The following is a 13,362-nucleotide window of genomic DNA, read 5'->3' as shown; positions in this document are numbered from 1 at the left end:
AGAAGGAGTTGGAAATATTAAGGTTTTACCGCTATTGTTTGGCAACAATACTCAATGAAAAAGTGATAACAATGATGTCATCATTGCGACATGCCCGCCATCCTTTGAGCTGCATTCCACGCAGAGCATCATGGCTAGCCCTCATTTTGACCCTATTGGCCGGCTGCGCGACCCAACCGCCGCAAACCGTCCAAACCGACTGGGAAAACCACCAGCAGGCACTCCAGTCACTTTCCAACTATCAGGCCACAGGAAAACTCGGGTACAAGGGCAAGCAGCGGTTCGGCGCGAACTTGCTGTGGCAAACGGCCCCGGGCCAGGACCACCTCTTGCTGACCAACTTTCTCGGCTCGACCCTACTCAAGCTTGATGCCACTCCAAACCGGGTGACCCTGGTCGACAACACCGGCAAAACCCACCAGGGCAGCAATGCCAGCGATCTGGTTCTCAGCCTGACCGGCATCAACCTGCCGGTCGAACAAATGCGTGATTGGCTCATCGGCCTGCCGACCGCCGCTGATACCTACCAGCTCAATGCTGAGAACCGGGTCGGCTACCTTGCCAAGCGCGTTGGCGATAAAATGTGGCAGCTCGATTACAACGAGTACGACTACTCGGTCAGCCCGGCACTGCCCAAGCGCATGGTATTGAGCACCGCCGGCACCAGCATTACCCTTATCATCCACCAATGGTCCATTAACTAGAGTACGCTATGATCACCCGCACCACCCAATGGCCGGCGCCGGCCAAACTCAACCTGTTCCTCTACATCACTGGCCGCCGCGCGGATGGCTACCACGAGCTGCAAACCCTGTTTCAGTTTCTCGACCACAGCGATACCCTGACCATTACCGCCAATAGCAGTGACCACATTACCCTGTCGCCGGCTATCGCTGGGGTAAAAACCGAAGACAACCTCATTTACCGTGCCGCTGATGCCCTGCGCCAAAAGGCCGGTATCCGCGCCGGTGCCGAGATCCATATTGACAAGATCCTGCCGATGGGCGGGGGGCTTGGCGGCGGCTCATCCGATGCGGCCACCACCCTGGTTGCCCTCAATTACCTGTGGCAGACCAACCTGAGTACGGATGAGCTGGCCGAACTGGGTCTGGCACTCGGTGCCGATGTCCCGGTGTTTGTTCGCGGGGTGAGTGCGTTTGCCGAAGGCGTTGGCGAGCAATTGCAGCCGGCCAAGCCGCAAGAGAAATGGTATCTGGTTGTCAAACCGGAGGTAAATATTGCTACGGTCGATATTTTCACCCATCCGGGGCTAAAAAGAGACAGCAAAAAACGGTCTTTAAATGCACTGTTGGCAGGGGTTTACGAAAACGATTGCGAAAAAATCGTCAGATCACTGCACCCTGAGGTTGATAAGGCGCTTTCGTGGCTGTTAGAATACGCGCCGTCGAGATTGACCGGCACTGGCGCTTGCGTGTTTGCTGAATTTAGCACCCATGAAGCGGCCATTGCAACCCTGAATAAATTACCTGACTGGCTCCAAGGATTTGTCGCAAAAGGTGTCAACACATCTCCCCTTTTGACAGCCTTGAACGCACATTCTACGGATTGTCAGTAACTACAACTTGGACGCAACCTGAGGTTTCCACCGTGCCTGATATGAAGCTGTTTGCTGGTAACGCGACACCAGAACTAGCCCAACGCATTGCTGACCGTCTTTACATTTCTCTAGGAGACGCAACAGTTAACCGTTTTTCCGACGGTGAAGTCTGTGTTCAGATTAATGAAAACGTTCGTGGTAGCGACGTATTTATCATTCAATCTACCTGTGCGCCAACCAATGACAACCTAATGGAACTGGTTGTTATGATCGATGCGCTACGCCGTGCTTCTGCAGGCCGTATTACCGCTGTAATCCCTTACTTCGGTTACGCTCGTCAAGACCGCCGCGTCCGTTCTGCCCGTGTGCCAATCACGGCTAAAGTCGTTGCCGACTTCCTGTCAAACGTTGGTGTTGACCGCGTTCTGACTGTTGACCTTCACGCTGAACAAATCCAGGGCTTCTTCGATGTTCCTGTCGACAACGTGTTCGGTAGCCCAGTACTGCTAGAAGACATGCTAGCGAAGAACCTGGAAGATCCAGTCGTGGTTTCTCCAGACATCGGTGGTGTTGTTCGTGCCCGCGCTATCGCGAAGCTACTGGACGACACCGATATCGCCATCATCGACAAGCGCCGCCCACGTGCCAACGTTTCTCAGGTTATGCACCTGATCGGGGACGTTGAAGGCCGCGACTGCATCATCGTTGATGACATGATCGATACCGGCGGTACGCTATGTAAAGCGGCTGAAGCACTGAAAGAGCGTGGTGCCAAGCGCGTCTTCGCTTACGCAACGCACCCGGTATTCTCTGGCAACGCGCCGCAGAACATCCGCGAGTCTGTGATTGACGAAGTGATCGTAACTGACTCAATCCCGCTATCTCAGGAAATCGCCGATACTGGCCGTGTCTCTGTGCTGACGCTATCAGGCATGCTTGCTGAAGCTATCCGTCGCATCAGCAACGAAGAGTCAATCTCGGCAATGTTCCAGCACTAATTCTGGACTGCCACAAGATCCAACGCCCCGCCATGTGCGGGGCGTTTTTCGTTAAGATATCAATTTTGCCCATTTTGATATAACATAGCGCGCGTTTTTACAGCCCCTAGACTTGAGAGATCAGTGTGAGTAACAATATTCGCCTACTTGTTGGCCTAGCAAACCCCGGTGCCGAATATGCCAGGACCCGTCACAACGCAGGTGCCTGGGTGGTAGAAGAGCTGGCCCGTATACACAATGTCAGCCTGCGAGAAGAAGCCAAGTACTTTGGCCAGACCGGCCGGATCCAGACCAACGGCCAGGATCTTCGCTTGTTGATCCCCTCTACCTACATGAACCTCTCGGGTAAGTCGGTTGCTGCTCTGGCAAAGTTCTTCCAGATCAAGCCAGAAGAGATCATGGTTGCCCACGACGAGCTTGACCTTCCCCCGGGTGTCGCCAAGTTCAAGAAAGGTGGCGGTCACGGTGGTCACAACGGCCTGCGCGACATCATCAGCAAGATGGGCAACAACAAAGATTTCTTCCGCCTGCGGATTGGTATCGGCCACCCGGGTGACAAGAACAAGGTTGCCGGTTTTGTCCTTGGCAAGGCGCCTGCCAAAGAGCAGGAGAATATCGATGCCGCCGTTGATGAAGCGGTACGCTGCATGGATATTTTGCTAAAAGATGGCTTAAACAAAGCCCAAAATCGACTACATTCATTCAAAGCTGTTTAAGCCAGATTGCTGTAGTCAGTACTGAATTTAGATTTCGGCAGCAGGTCTGCCGGAGTGTTTTACCGAACAATTACCAAAAGGGTTTTACACCATGGGTTTTAAATGCGGAATCGTCGGCCTGCCTAACGTAGGTAAGTCCACTCTTTTCAACGCCCTGACCAAAGCAGGGATCGAGGCAGCGAACTTCCCGTTCTGTACAATCGAACCAAACACAGGCGTCGTGCCAGTGCCGGATCTGCGCCTTGATGCCCTAGCAGCTATCGTTAACCCTGAGCGTATCTTGCCGACAACGATGGAATTCGTTGATATCGCCGGTTTGGTTGCGGGCGCATCAAAAGGTGAGGGCCTAGGTAACAAATTCCTGGCTAACATCCGTGAAACCGACGCGATCGGCCATGTCGTGCGTTGTTTCGAGAACGAAAACATCGTTCACGTAGCGGGTAAGATCCACCCGCTCGAGGATATCGAGGTGATCAACCTAGAGCTTGCTCTGGCTGATCTTGATACCTGTGAGCGTGCTATCCAACGCCAAGCCAAGCGTGCCAAAGGCGGTGACAAAGACGCGAAGTTCGAAATCACTGTACTTGAAAAGATGCTGCCGACCCTGAGTGAAGGCGGTATGGCGCGTTCGGTTGAACTGAGCAAAGAAGAGTTCGCGGCGATCAGCTACCTGAACTTCCTAACGCTCAAGCCAACCATGTACATTGCCAACGTTAGCGAAGATGGCTTCGAAGACAACGAGTACCTGGACATGGTGCGCGAGCACGCGGCAAAAGAAAACGCGGTGGTTGTGCCGGTATGTGCGGCTATCGAGTCGGAAATTGCTGAACTTGACGATGCTGACCGCGAGGAGTTCCTGGCTGACATGGGTATCGAAGAGCCGGGCCTTAACCGTGTGATCCGCTCTGGTTACGAGTTGCTGAACCTACAAACTTACTTCACCGCGGGTGTGAAGGAAGTGCGTGCATGGACTATCCCTGTTGGCGCAACCGCTCCTCAGGCTGCGGGTAAAATCCACACCGACTTCGAGAAAGGCTTCATCCGTGCCGAAGTGGTTGGTTACGACAACTTCATCGAGTTCAACGGCGAGAACGGTGCGAAAGAAGCAGGCAAATGGCGTTTGGAAGGTAAAGACTACATCGTTAAAGACGGTGATGTGGTTCACTTCCGCTTCAACGTATAATCAAGCCCGGCGCTTTTTTACCGCTTCGAAAAGCCAGCCATCGTGCTGGCTTTCTTTTTCTCTATCGGACCACAAACACCACCACCACACGCGCCCCGTCGATTTTCTCTTTTCACACGCGCTAAAACGCATAAAAGCAGTTGTTTAGCACGGCAAACGCCCAGTTCGTCCAAATAAGCACCGAACAAGCGGGTTTTTTCAAGATATTCAAAAAAACTGTTGACGCTATTGGCTGGTATGAGCATAATGCGCCCCGTTCCCGAGACGGCGGCCAGCTAGGCAAGCTGCTTGGAAAACAACAAAATGGCTACGTAGCTCAGTTGGTTAGAGCACATCACTCATAATGATGGGGTCACAGGTTCGAATCCCGTCGTAGCCACCATCTCCCTTCTTAGGAAGCGAGATACAATGTGCGGAAGTGGCGAAATTGGTAGACGCACCAGATTTAGGTTCTGGCGCCGCAAGGTGTGAGAGTTCAAGTCTCTCCTTCCGCACCATTCTCTCTCTTGAGTTAAAAGTGAGAGCTGCTTGCAAGAGCATCCTGCAGGTCTATCGCCAAGCGGTAAGGCAACGGGTTTTGATCCCGTCATTCCCTGGTTCGAATCCAGGTAGACCTGCCATCTTTACAAGGTTGTGGATTACTAGTATAGTCGGCAACCCATAGTGGCTACGTAGCTCAGTTGGTTAGAGCACATCACTCATAATGATGGGGTCACAGGTTCGAATCCCGTCGTAGCCACCATCTTTCCTCTCTGAGGCAAGATAACAATTTATGCGGAAGTGGCGAAATTGGTAGACGCACCAGATTTAGGTTCTGGCGCCGCAAGGTGTGAGAGTTCAAGTCTCTCCTTCCGCACCATATTCAAGTCTCAGTAATGAGCAGCTGCAGGTCTATCGCCAAGCGGTAAGGCAACGGGTTTTGATCCCGTCATTCCCTGGTTCGAATCCAGGTAGACCTGCCATCTTTACAAGGTTGTGGATTACTAGTATAGTCGGCAACCCACAGTGGCTACGTAGCTCAGTTGGTTAGAGCACATCACTCATAATGATGGGGTCACAGGTTCGAATCCCGTCGTAGCCACCATCTTTCCTCTTTGAGGCAAGATAACAATTTATGCGGAAGTGGCGAAATTGGTAGACGCACCAGATTTAGGTTCTGGCGCCGCAAGGTGTGAGAGTTCAAGTCTCTCCTTCCGCACCATTTTAAAGTCTCAGTAATGAGCGCCTGCAGGTCTATCGCCAAGCGGTAAGGCAACGGGTTTTGATCCCGTCATTCCCTGGTTCGAATCCAGGTAGACCTGCCACTGTTTTAATCATTGGCAAATGCCGGTGATATATGATGGCTACGTAGCTCAGTTGGTTAGAGCACATCACTCATAATGATGGGGTCACAGGTTCGAATCCCGTCGTAGCCACCATTCTCTCCTTCGAGGCGAGAAACAATTTGTGCGGAAGTGGCGAAATTGGTAGACGCACCAGATTTAGGTTCTGGCGCCGCAAGGTGTGAGAGTTCAAGTCTCTCCTTCCGCACCATCATTCTTCGGTTGAGCTTAGGCTCGATTGAAAATAACCAGAGAAGCAGCTGGCAACAGCACAAAAATGCGGAAGTGGCGAAATTGGTAGACGCACCAGATTTAGGTTCTGGCGCCGCAAGGTGTGAGAGTTCAAGTCTCTCCTTCCGCACCATTCTCTCTGGTCTCAAGTCTCTGCAAAGAGCAATCTGCAGGTCTATCGCCAAGCGGTAAGGCAACGGGTTTTGATCCCGTCATTCCCTGGTTCGAATCCAGGTAGACCTGCCACTGTTTCAATCATTGGCAAATGCCGGTGATACATGATGGCTACGTAGCTCAGTTGGTTAGAGCACATCACTCATAATGATGGGGTCACAGGTTCGAATCCCGTCGTAGCCACCATTCTCTCCTTTGAGGCGAGAAACAATTTGTGCGGAAGTGGCGAAATTGGTAGACGCACCAGATTTAGGTTCTGGCGCCGCAAGGTGTGAGAGTTCAAGTCTCTCCTTCCGCACCATCATTCTTCGGTTGAGCTTAGGCTCGATTGAGAAAACCAGAGAAGCAGCTGGCAACAGCACAAAATGCGGAAGTGGCGAAATTGGTAGACGCACCAGATTTAGGTTCTGGCGCCGCAAGGTGTGAGAGTTCAAGTCTCTCCTTCCGCACCATTCTCTCTGGTCTCAAGTCTCTGCAAAGAGCAATCTGCAGGTCTATCGCCAAGCGGTAAGGCAACGGGTTTTGATCCCGTCATTCCCTGGTTCGAATCCAGGTAGACCTGCCATCATTTAGCTTAACGGTTATCACACGATAATTCGGTAAGTATGCGGAAGTGGCGAAATTGGTAGACGCACCAGATTTAGGTTCTGGCGCCGCAAGGTGTGAGAGTTCAAGTCTCTCCTTCCGCACCATCATTCTTCGGTTGAGCTTAGGCTCGATTGAGAAAACCAGAGAAGCAGCTGGCAACAGCACAAAATGCGGAAGTGGCGAAATTGGTAGACGCACCAGATTTAGGTTCTGGCGCCGCAAGGTGTGAGAGTTCAAGTCTCTCCTTCCGCACCATTCTCTCTGGTCTCAAGTCTCTGCAAAGAGCAATCTGCAGGTCTATCGCCAAGCGGTAAGGCAACGGGTTTTGATCCCGTCATTCCCTGGTTCGAATCCAGGTAGACCTGCCATCATTTAGCTTAACGGTTATCACACGATAATTCGGTAAGTATGCGGAAGTGGCGAAATTGGTAGACGCACCAGATTTAGGTTCTGGCGCCGCAAGGTGTGAGAGTTCAAGTCTCTCCTTCCGCACCATATTCAAGTCTCAGTAATGAGCAGCTGCAGGTCTATCGCCAAGCGGTAAGGCAACGGGTTTTGATCCCGTCATTCCCTGGTTCGAATCCAGGTAGACCTGCCATCATTTAGCTTAACGGTTATCGCACGATAATTCGGTAAGTATGCGGAAGTGGCGAAATTGGTAGACGCACCAGATTTAGGTTCTGGCGCCGCAAGGTGTGAGAGTTCAAGTCTCTCCTTCCGCACCATTATTTGAATTGACCATCCTAGATGTTCATTTCAATGTTAGAGAAATTGCTGAGTGATCAGCTACAATAAATGCGGAAGTGGCGAAATTGGTAGACGCACCAGATTTAGGTTCTGGCGCCGCAAGGTGTGAGAGTTCAAGTCTCTCCTTCCGCACCATTCTCTCTAACACGCTCTGATAGAGCACCCTGCAGGTCTATCGCCAAGCGGTAAGGCAACGGGTTTTGATCCCGTCATTCCCTGGTTCGAATCCAGGTAGACCTGCCATCTTTTGCTTAACGTCATTTATTTTTCATTGCTAAAATGAAAAGACGGTAAGTACGCGGAAGTGGCGAAATTGGTAGACGCACCAGATTTAGGTTCTGGCGCCGCAAGGTGTGAGAGTTCAAGTCTCTCCTTCCGCACCATCTTTAGAAACCCACCTTTTGGTGGGTTTTCTTATGTCTGGCATATGGTTAGCAATATGTACACCATCACCAAGTAAGTCAGGCAAAACGATTTTACAACCAACTCAATGATCGTATCTCTCTGGTTGTTAAGCCGAGTGTTTGTAAAAACATTCGGCTTTTTTCTTTCTGCTTGCGTCTTCGCGAGCCCGGTTACATACCCATCGCGTATTTCAGTACTTTCTGCTTAATCGGCCCAGCTTGCTCGGCCAGCTTCAGCCCAGCATTGCGCATAAACTTCAGCGGCAACAGATCATTACTGAACGCGGTATAGAAAAAGTCCATGCCGCTCTGCATCAATAGGTTATCCGGACGACGACGGCGCTCATAGGCTTTGAGTACCCGTACATCCGGCCAGTCCTGTCCCGCTTTTTCGATTTCATGCAGCAAGACATCGACGTCCTTGAAGCCAAGGTTAACCCCCTGCCCAGCCAATGGGTTGATGGTATGGGCCGCATCACCCAACAGCACGATCCCGGGTTGGTAATATTGCTGGGCATGGCGGCGGGTCAGCGGAAAGCTACCGTGGCGGAGTACTTTGATTTCGCCAACCTCTGCCGGGAAATGGGCAACGATCTGGGCCTCCAGCTGCTCGGGGCTCAGCGCAGAGAGCTGCTGGATCCGTGCCGGGCTGTCGTACCATACCAGTGAGGCCTGATGGCCCGGCAGCGGCAGGAACGAGCGCGGGCCGTGAGGCGTGAACATCTGCCAGGTAATATCCTGCTGCGGCAAGGCGGTTTCCACATTGATCAGCATGCAGTGCTGGCGGTAGTCCCACGCAGTAATACCAATACCGGCCTGCTCGCGGACACGAGACTGAGCACCGTCGGCCCCAACCAGCAAGGTGGCATGCAGCTGGCAGCCATCTTCAAGCGTGATCTCGTAACCACGGCCTGTTGCGGTAGCGGAAACCATTTTTGCCGGGCATTTCAACAGCAGGTTAGGATACAGCTCGAATTGCTGCCACAGCGCCAGTTGGATCACCCGGTTCTCGACAATGTAGCCCAGGCGATCAAGGTGCATCTGCTCGGCGCTGAAACGGGTCCGGCATTCTGGGTGCTCCCAGGTCTCCAGGCGCTTGTAGGGACACAGGCGCATGGCCGTCACCGCCTCCCAGGCGCCCAGCCGCTCGAGTAATGAAACCGAGTGTGGGGAAATGGCCGAGACCCGCAGATCCATCGGTTGCGAAGAGTCATACGGGGCAGGGGTCACCCCTTCCAATACTGCAACGGATAACCCCTGCTGGGCCAAACCTATAGCTGTTGCCGCCCCAACCATACCGCCGCCCGCCACAACCACATCAAACTGTTCCATTCCGGTTCCCATTTGTTATGCTCAAGAAAAGAGTTCCGCGCACAGTGGCGCATTGCTGCCATTATTCTATCAAAATTCACCAGCGCATCAGTGATTAATATACCCCCAAGTCACGACAGGATGCGTCGCTACCCGCACAGGATGAGGGATGACTGGATTTATCAAACGCTGGCTGATCAGGCTATTGCTGCTGGCCCTTGTGTTACCCATCCTGCTGGTATTGGCCGGGAAGTACATCGACCCGCCGGTCTGGGGCTGGCAGCTTCACCGCACAATATTTCCGCCGCAAAGCTATCCGCCGCGGGCCGCCCACCAATGGGTGCCAATGGCAGCCATATCGCCCAATGCCCAGCTGGCGGTCATTGCCGCCGAAGATCAGCACTTTCCCGACCACTACGGCGTGGATATCAACGCGATTTTGACCATCCTCAAACAGACCGGCAGCGACGGCCCCAGCCGGGGCGGCAGTACCATCACCCAGCAAACCGCCAAGAACCTTTTCCTGTTCCCGTCCCGTACCTTCCTGCGCAAAGGGGCGGAGCTCTATTTTGCCCTATGGATGGAGTTGCTCTGGGACAAGTCGCGGATCTTGGAAGTCTACCTGAACATCGTCGAATTCGGCCCCGGGTTGTTCGGGGTCGAGGCCGCCAGCCAGACCTTCTTCGGGATCCCTGCCAGCCGGCTGAGTGCCCAGCAAGCCGCCCAACTGGCGGCGGTATTGCCCAACCCCTACCGGATGGAGCCGGCGCCCATGACCCGCTATGTCCAGCAGCGCAGCCGCTGGATCCGCCAGCAGATGCGCCAGCTTGGTTTGCAAACCCTCAATAAACTCAAACCGGTAGCGCCGGAGTAAAAAACCACAAAATATTCGGGGTGGTGATGATCTAGTCAGACACGCGTTAAAGCAGTACAATACGCGGCTTGCTACCGCAGGCGGCCTTGTTTTTGACCGCCGGAGCGGAATGAAGCAATGTGAAATGCAATGAATAAACACTACGAGTGAAGAGTTAGACATGGCTAAGAAACTGCTTATCAAAACCTGGGGTTGCCAGATGAACGAATACGATTCATCGAAAATGGCCGATCTTCTTAATGCAGCCAATGGCTTCGAGTTAACGGAAGAACCAGAAGAAGCAGACGTTCTGCTGCTTAACACCTGCTCCATCCGTGAAAAAGCCCAGGAAAAAGTGTTCCACCAGCTTGGTCGCTGGAAAACCCTAAAAGACAAGAAACCTGAGCTAGTGATCGGCGTCGGTGGCTGTGTAGCAACCCAGGAAGGCGACTCAATCCGCCAGCGTGCACCGTATGTCGATGTGATCTTCGGCCCACAGACACTGCACCGCCTGCCTGAGATGATCAAGCAATCGCAAAGCGATGATGCGCCAGTCATGGATATTTCTTTCCCGGAAATCGAGAAGTTCGACCGCCTGCCAGAACCTCGTGCCGAAGGCCCGACGGCGTTCGTTTCCATCATGGAAGGCTGCTCGAAGTACTGCACCTACTGTGTGGTCCCTTACACCCGTGGTGAAGAAGTTAGCCGCCCGCTGGATGACGTACTGTTCGAAATCGCCCAGCTGGCAGAACAAGGCGTGCGTGAAGTCAACCTGCTTGGCCAAAACGTGAATGCCTACCGTGGCGCTACCCACGACGACGAAATCGCGACGTTTGCCGAGCTGCTGCGCCTGGTGGCAGCCATCGACGGCATCGACCGTATCCGCTATACCACCAGCCACCCGATCGAGTTCACCGATGACATCATCGAAGTGTACCAAGACACCCCTGAGGTGGTGAGCTTCCTGCACCTGCCGGTACAAAGTGGTTCCGACCGCATCCTGGCCAACATGAAGCGCCCGCACACGGCGATCGAGTACAAGTCGAAAATCCGCAAGCTGCGCAAGGCGCGCCCGGATATCACCATCAGCTCTGACTTCATCGTTGGTTTCCCGGGCGAGTCCGATCAGGACTTCCAGGATACGATGAAACTGATCCGCGATGTCGACTTCGACATCAGCTTCAGCTTTATCTTCTCGGCCCGTCCTGGTACCCCGGCAGCCGATTACCCGTGTGATCTGTCTGAAGAAGTGAAGAAACAGCGCTTGTACGAACTGCAGCAACAGATCAATACTCAGGCTATGCGCTACTCACGCCAGATGTTGGGTACCGAACAGCGTATCCTGGTTGAAGGTCCATCGAAGAAGAACGTGATGGAGCTGCGTGGCCGCACCGAGAACAACCGCGTGGTGAACTTCGCAGGTTCGCCGGAGCTGATCGGCCAGTTCGTGGACGTGAAAATCACCGACGTATTCACCAACTCGCTACGTGGTGAGCTGGTTCGTACTGAAGCGGAAATGGACCTGCGCGTGGCCATGACTCCTGCCGAAGTGATGGAAAAGACACGCAAAGAAGATGAATTGGGTGTTGGCGTATATACTCCATAGTAAGACGCCCGTCTGAACAAAAGTAGGACGCGCCCTGAACCCTAGGCCACCCGCAAGGGTGGCCCTATTGAGAGGCAAATCTTGAGCAAAGTTATTACTATTGAATTCAATCTGGAACCCGCCAATAACCAGCGCCTTTCCAGCCTTTGTGGCCCTTTCGACGATAACATCAAACAACTTGAACGCCGTTTGGGTGTAGAAATAAACCACCGCAGCAGCAGTTTCAGCGTCGTCGGCCAGCCCCACACCGCCGAAGCCGCCGCCCATATCATCAAAACCCTGTACGTCGATACCGCCCCGGTTCGCAATACCATTCCTGATATCGAGCCTGATCAGGTTCACCTGGCCATCAAAGAGTCCGGTGTCCTGGAGCAATCGACCGAGTCGAGCATTCCTTACGGCAAAGAAGTGGTGATCAAAACCAAGAAAGGGGTGATCAAGCCACGCACGCCTAACCAGGCCCAGTACATTGCCAACATGGTCCGCCATGACATTACCTTCGGGATTGGCCCGGCAGGTACCGGTAAAACCTACCTGGCGGTTGCTGCCGCCGTCGATGCCCTCGAGCGTCAGGAAATCCGCCGCATCCTGCTGACCCGCCCAGCGGTCGAAGCCGGTGAAAAGCTGGGCTTCCTACCGGGAGACCTTAGCCAGAAAGTCGACCCGTATCTGCGCCCGCTGTACGACGCCCTGTTCGAAATGCTGGGCTTCGAGCGTGTCGAGAAGCTGATTGAACGCAATGTGATTGAAGTGGCGCCGCTTGCCTACATGCGTGGCCGTACTCTCAATGACGCCTTCATCATCCTCGACGAGAGCCAGAACACCACTGTCGAACAGATGAAGATGTTCCTGACCCGTATCGGATTCAACTCGCGCGCCGTGATCACTGGTGACGTCACTCAGATCGACCTGCCTCGCGGTGCCCGCTCGGGCCTGCGCCACGCGATTGAAGTCTTGTCTGAGGTCGATGAAATCAGCTTCAACTTCTTCCAGGCCGACGACGTTGTTCGCCACCCGGTCGTCGCCCGTATCGTCCAGGCCTACGAGGTCTGGGAAAGCGAAGATCAGAAACAGCGCAAACTGGCCGAGCAGCGCCGACGTGAAGAGCAAGCCGCCAAGCAGGCCCCCGTTGCAGCCCCGGCACCAGTTGCCAACCAAGACGAAACGGAAAAAACAAACTAATGGCGATTTATCTTGATCTCCAAGTGGCTACCGAAAGCGCCGACGGTATGCCGAGCGAAGCACAATTCCAGCAGTGGCTGGAGGCAGCTATCACCCCATTCCAGGCCGATGCCGAGGTGACAATCCGCCTGGTCGACGAAGAAGAGAGCCATGGCCTGAACCACGAGTACCGCGGCAAGGACAAACCGACCAACGTGTTGTCTTTCCCGTTCGAGGCGCCGCCGGGGGTTGAACTGGAACTGCTGGGTGATTTGATCATTTGCCGACAGGTTGTCGAAAATGAGGCCCAGGAGCAGGATAAACCTCTTCATGCCCACTGGGCACACATGGTTGTACATGGCAGTCTCCATCTGCTAGGTTATGACCATATCGAGGACGACGAAGCGGAAGAGATGGAAGGCTTGGAAACGGAAATCATGCAGCAGATGGGCTTTGCCGATCCGTATGCCGAAGAAAAGCACTAACCTTTTCTTGATATTGTTGTCAAAC

11 protein-coding genes and 26 tRNA genes are annotated in these 13,362 nt (G+C 53.5%); 35 read left to right on the top strand and 2 right to left on the bottom strand.

Going from position 1 to position 13,362, the window contains the following annotated elements; genetic code table 11:
• Window positions 1-71 precede the first annotated feature (71 nt).
• The 5 genes from lolB (at window position 72) to ychF (ending at window position 4,455) form a co-directional block, all read left to right on the top strand.
• Window positions 72-704 (top strand): lipoprotein insertase outer membrane protein LolB, encoded by a 633-nt coding sequence (lolB, locus tag PTW35_RS03720; protein ID WP_281026564.1) that lies wholly within the window; start codon window positions 72-74, stop codon window positions 702-704.
• A gap of 8 nt (window positions 705-712) precedes the next feature.
• Window positions 713-1,576, top strand: a complete 864-nt coding sequence (ispE, locus tag PTW35_RS03715) for a 4-(cytidine 5'-diphospho)-2-C-methyl-D-erythritol kinase (RefSeq protein WP_281026563.1) — start codon at window positions 713-715, stop codon at window positions 1,574-1,576.
• Between the two features lie 32 nt (window positions 1,577-1,608).
• The gene (locus PTW35_RS03710) at window positions 1,609-2,556 is read left to right on the top strand and encodes a ribose-phosphate pyrophosphokinase (protein WP_281026562.1); all 948 of its coding nucleotides are present in this window, start codon (window positions 1,609-1,611) and stop codon (window positions 2,554-2,556) included.
• Between the two features lie 125 nt (window positions 2,557-2,681).
• Window positions 2,682-3,272: an aminoacyl-tRNA hydrolase gene (gene pth / locus PTW35_RS03705; protein WP_281026561.1), complete on the top strand. Its 591-nt coding sequence runs from the start codon at window positions 2,682-2,684 to the stop codon at window positions 3,270-3,272.
• 91 nt (window positions 3,273-3,363) lie between these two features.
• Window positions 3,364-4,455, top strand: a complete 1,092-nt coding sequence (ychF, locus tag PTW35_RS03700) for a redox-regulated ATPase YchF (protein WP_281026560.1) — start codon at window positions 3,364-3,366, stop codon at window positions 4,453-4,455.
• A gap of 17 nt (window positions 4,456-4,472) precedes the next feature.
• Here ychF and PTW35_RS03695 read toward each other — a convergent pair whose 3' ends face one another.
• A complete protein-coding gene (locus tag PTW35_RS03695) occupies window positions 4,473-4,700 on the bottom strand; it encodes a hypothetical protein (protein WP_281026559.1) in 228 nt (75 codons plus the stop codon).
• 60 nt (window positions 4,701-4,760) lie between these two features.
• Here PTW35_RS03695 and PTW35_RS03690 point away from each other — a divergent pair.
• The 26 genes from PTW35_RS03690 (at window position 4,761) to PTW35_RS03565 (ending at window position 7,900) form a co-directional block, all read left to right on the top strand.
• Window positions 4,761-4,837, top strand: a tRNA-Met gene (locus PTW35_RS03690).
• Between the two features lie 30 nt (window positions 4,838-4,867).
• Window positions 4,868-4,952 (top strand) — tRNA-Leu (locus PTW35_RS03685).
• A 48-nt stretch (window positions 4,953-5,000) separates the two neighbouring features.
• A tRNA-Gln gene (locus tag PTW35_RS03680) sits at window positions 5,001-5,075 on the top strand.
• A gap of 45 nt (window positions 5,076-5,120) precedes the next feature.
• Window positions 5,121-5,197: transfer RNA gene (locus tag PTW35_RS03675), tRNA-Met, on the top strand.
• A 32-nt stretch (window positions 5,198-5,229) separates the two neighbouring features.
• Window positions 5,230-5,314, top strand: a tRNA-Leu gene (locus tag PTW35_RS03670).
• Window positions 5,315-5,342: 28 nt separating this feature from the next.
• Window positions 5,343-5,417: transfer RNA gene (locus PTW35_RS03665), tRNA-Gln, on the top strand.
• A gap of 45 nt (window positions 5,418-5,462) precedes the next feature.
• Window positions 5,463-5,539: transfer RNA gene (locus PTW35_RS03660), tRNA-Met, on the top strand.
• A 32-nt stretch (window positions 5,540-5,571) separates the two neighbouring features.
• Window positions 5,572-5,656, top strand: a tRNA-Leu gene (locus PTW35_RS03655).
• Between the two features lie 28 nt (window positions 5,657-5,684).
• Window positions 5,685-5,759 (top strand) — tRNA-Gln (locus tag PTW35_RS03650).
• A gap of 37 nt (window positions 5,760-5,796) precedes the next feature.
• A tRNA-Met gene (locus tag PTW35_RS03645) sits at window positions 5,797-5,873 on the top strand.
• A gap of 30 nt (window positions 5,874-5,903) precedes the next feature.
• Window positions 5,904-5,988 (top strand) — tRNA-Leu (locus tag PTW35_RS03640).
• Window positions 5,989-6,056: 68 nt separating this feature from the next.
• A tRNA-Leu gene (locus PTW35_RS03635) sits at window positions 6,057-6,141 on the top strand.
• Between the two features lie 38 nt (window positions 6,142-6,179).
• A tRNA-Gln gene (locus tag PTW35_RS03630) sits at window positions 6,180-6,254 on the top strand.
• Window positions 6,255-6,291: 37 nt separating this feature from the next.
• A tRNA-Met gene (locus PTW35_RS03625) sits at window positions 6,292-6,368 on the top strand.
• A 30-nt stretch (window positions 6,369-6,398) separates the two neighbouring features.
• A tRNA-Leu gene (locus PTW35_RS03620) sits at window positions 6,399-6,483 on the top strand.
• 66 nt (window positions 6,484-6,549) lie between these two features.
• Window positions 6,550-6,634: transfer RNA gene (locus PTW35_RS03615), tRNA-Leu, on the top strand.
• Window positions 6,635-6,672: 38 nt separating this feature from the next.
• Window positions 6,673-6,747: transfer RNA gene (locus tag PTW35_RS03610), tRNA-Gln, on the top strand.
• Window positions 6,748-6,789: 42 nt separating this feature from the next.
• Window positions 6,790-6,874 (top strand) — tRNA-Leu (locus PTW35_RS03605).
• Between the two features lie 66 nt (window positions 6,875-6,940).
• Window positions 6,941-7,025, top strand: a tRNA-Leu gene (locus PTW35_RS03600).
• A 38-nt stretch (window positions 7,026-7,063) separates the two neighbouring features.
• Window positions 7,064-7,138 (top strand) — tRNA-Gln (locus PTW35_RS03595).
• Window positions 7,139-7,180: 42 nt separating this feature from the next.
• A tRNA-Leu gene (locus PTW35_RS03590) sits at window positions 7,181-7,265 on the top strand.
• A 28-nt stretch (window positions 7,266-7,293) separates the two neighbouring features.
• Window positions 7,294-7,368, top strand: a tRNA-Gln gene (locus PTW35_RS03585).
• 42 nt (window positions 7,369-7,410) lie between these two features.
• A tRNA-Leu gene (locus tag PTW35_RS03580) sits at window positions 7,411-7,495 on the top strand.
• A 72-nt stretch (window positions 7,496-7,567) separates the two neighbouring features.
• A tRNA-Leu gene (locus tag PTW35_RS03575) sits at window positions 7,568-7,652 on the top strand.
• A gap of 33 nt (window positions 7,653-7,685) precedes the next feature.
• Window positions 7,686-7,760 (top strand) — tRNA-Gln (locus tag PTW35_RS03570).
• A 55-nt stretch (window positions 7,761-7,815) separates the two neighbouring features.
• Window positions 7,816-7,900: transfer RNA gene (locus PTW35_RS03565), tRNA-Leu, on the top strand.
• Between the two features lie 192 nt (window positions 7,901-8,092).
• Here PTW35_RS03565 and PTW35_RS03560 read toward each other — a convergent pair.
• Window positions 8,093-9,253, bottom strand: a complete 1,161-nt coding sequence (locus PTW35_RS03560) for a 2-octaprenyl-3-methyl-6-methoxy-1,4-benzoquinol hydroxylase (protein WP_281026558.1) — start codon at window positions 9,251-9,253, stop codon at window positions 8,093-8,095.
• Window positions 9,254-9,401: 148 nt separating this feature from the next.
• Between PTW35_RS03560 and mtgA the strand changes: the two genes are divergently transcribed.
• The 4 genes from mtgA to ybeY all read left to right on the top strand — a co-directional run bounded on the left by mtgA (window position 9,402) and on the right by ybeY (window position 13,337).
• On the top strand, window positions 9,402-10,106 hold the full coding sequence (gene mtgA / locus PTW35_RS03555; RefSeq protein WP_281026557.1) for a monofunctional biosynthetic peptidoglycan transglycosylase: 705 nt from the start codon (window positions 9,402-9,404) through the stop codon (window positions 10,104-10,106).
• Window positions 10,107-10,266: 160 nt separating this feature from the next.
• Window positions 10,267-11,691, top strand: a complete 1,425-nt coding sequence (gene miaB, locus PTW35_RS03550; RefSeq protein WP_281026556.1) for a tRNA (N6-isopentenyl adenosine(37)-C2)-methylthiotransferase MiaB — start codon at window positions 10,267-10,269, stop codon at window positions 11,689-11,691.
• A 78-nt stretch (window positions 11,692-11,769) separates the two neighbouring features.
• Complete coding sequence (locus PTW35_RS03545; protein ID WP_281027428.1) at window positions 11,770-12,873, top strand: PhoH family protein; 1,104 nt, start codon at window positions 11,770-11,772, stop codon at window positions 12,871-12,873.
• Complete coding sequence (gene ybeY / locus PTW35_RS03540; protein ID WP_281026555.1) at window positions 12,873-13,337, top strand: rRNA maturation RNase YbeY; 465 nt, start codon at window positions 12,873-12,875, stop codon at window positions 13,335-13,337. The genes PTW35_RS03545 and ybeY overlap by 1 nt, the downstream gene beginning before the upstream one ends.
• The last annotated feature ends 25 nt before the right edge of the window (window positions 13,338-13,362 follow it).

It is taken from the genome of Photobacterium sp. DA100 (assembly GCF_029223585.1).
Lineage (GTDB): Bacteria > Pseudomonadota > Gammaproteobacteria > Enterobacterales > Vibrionaceae > Photobacterium.
Note: the sequence above shows the minus strand (reverse complement) of the source record. Positions and strands in the feature narration are given on the sequence as shown.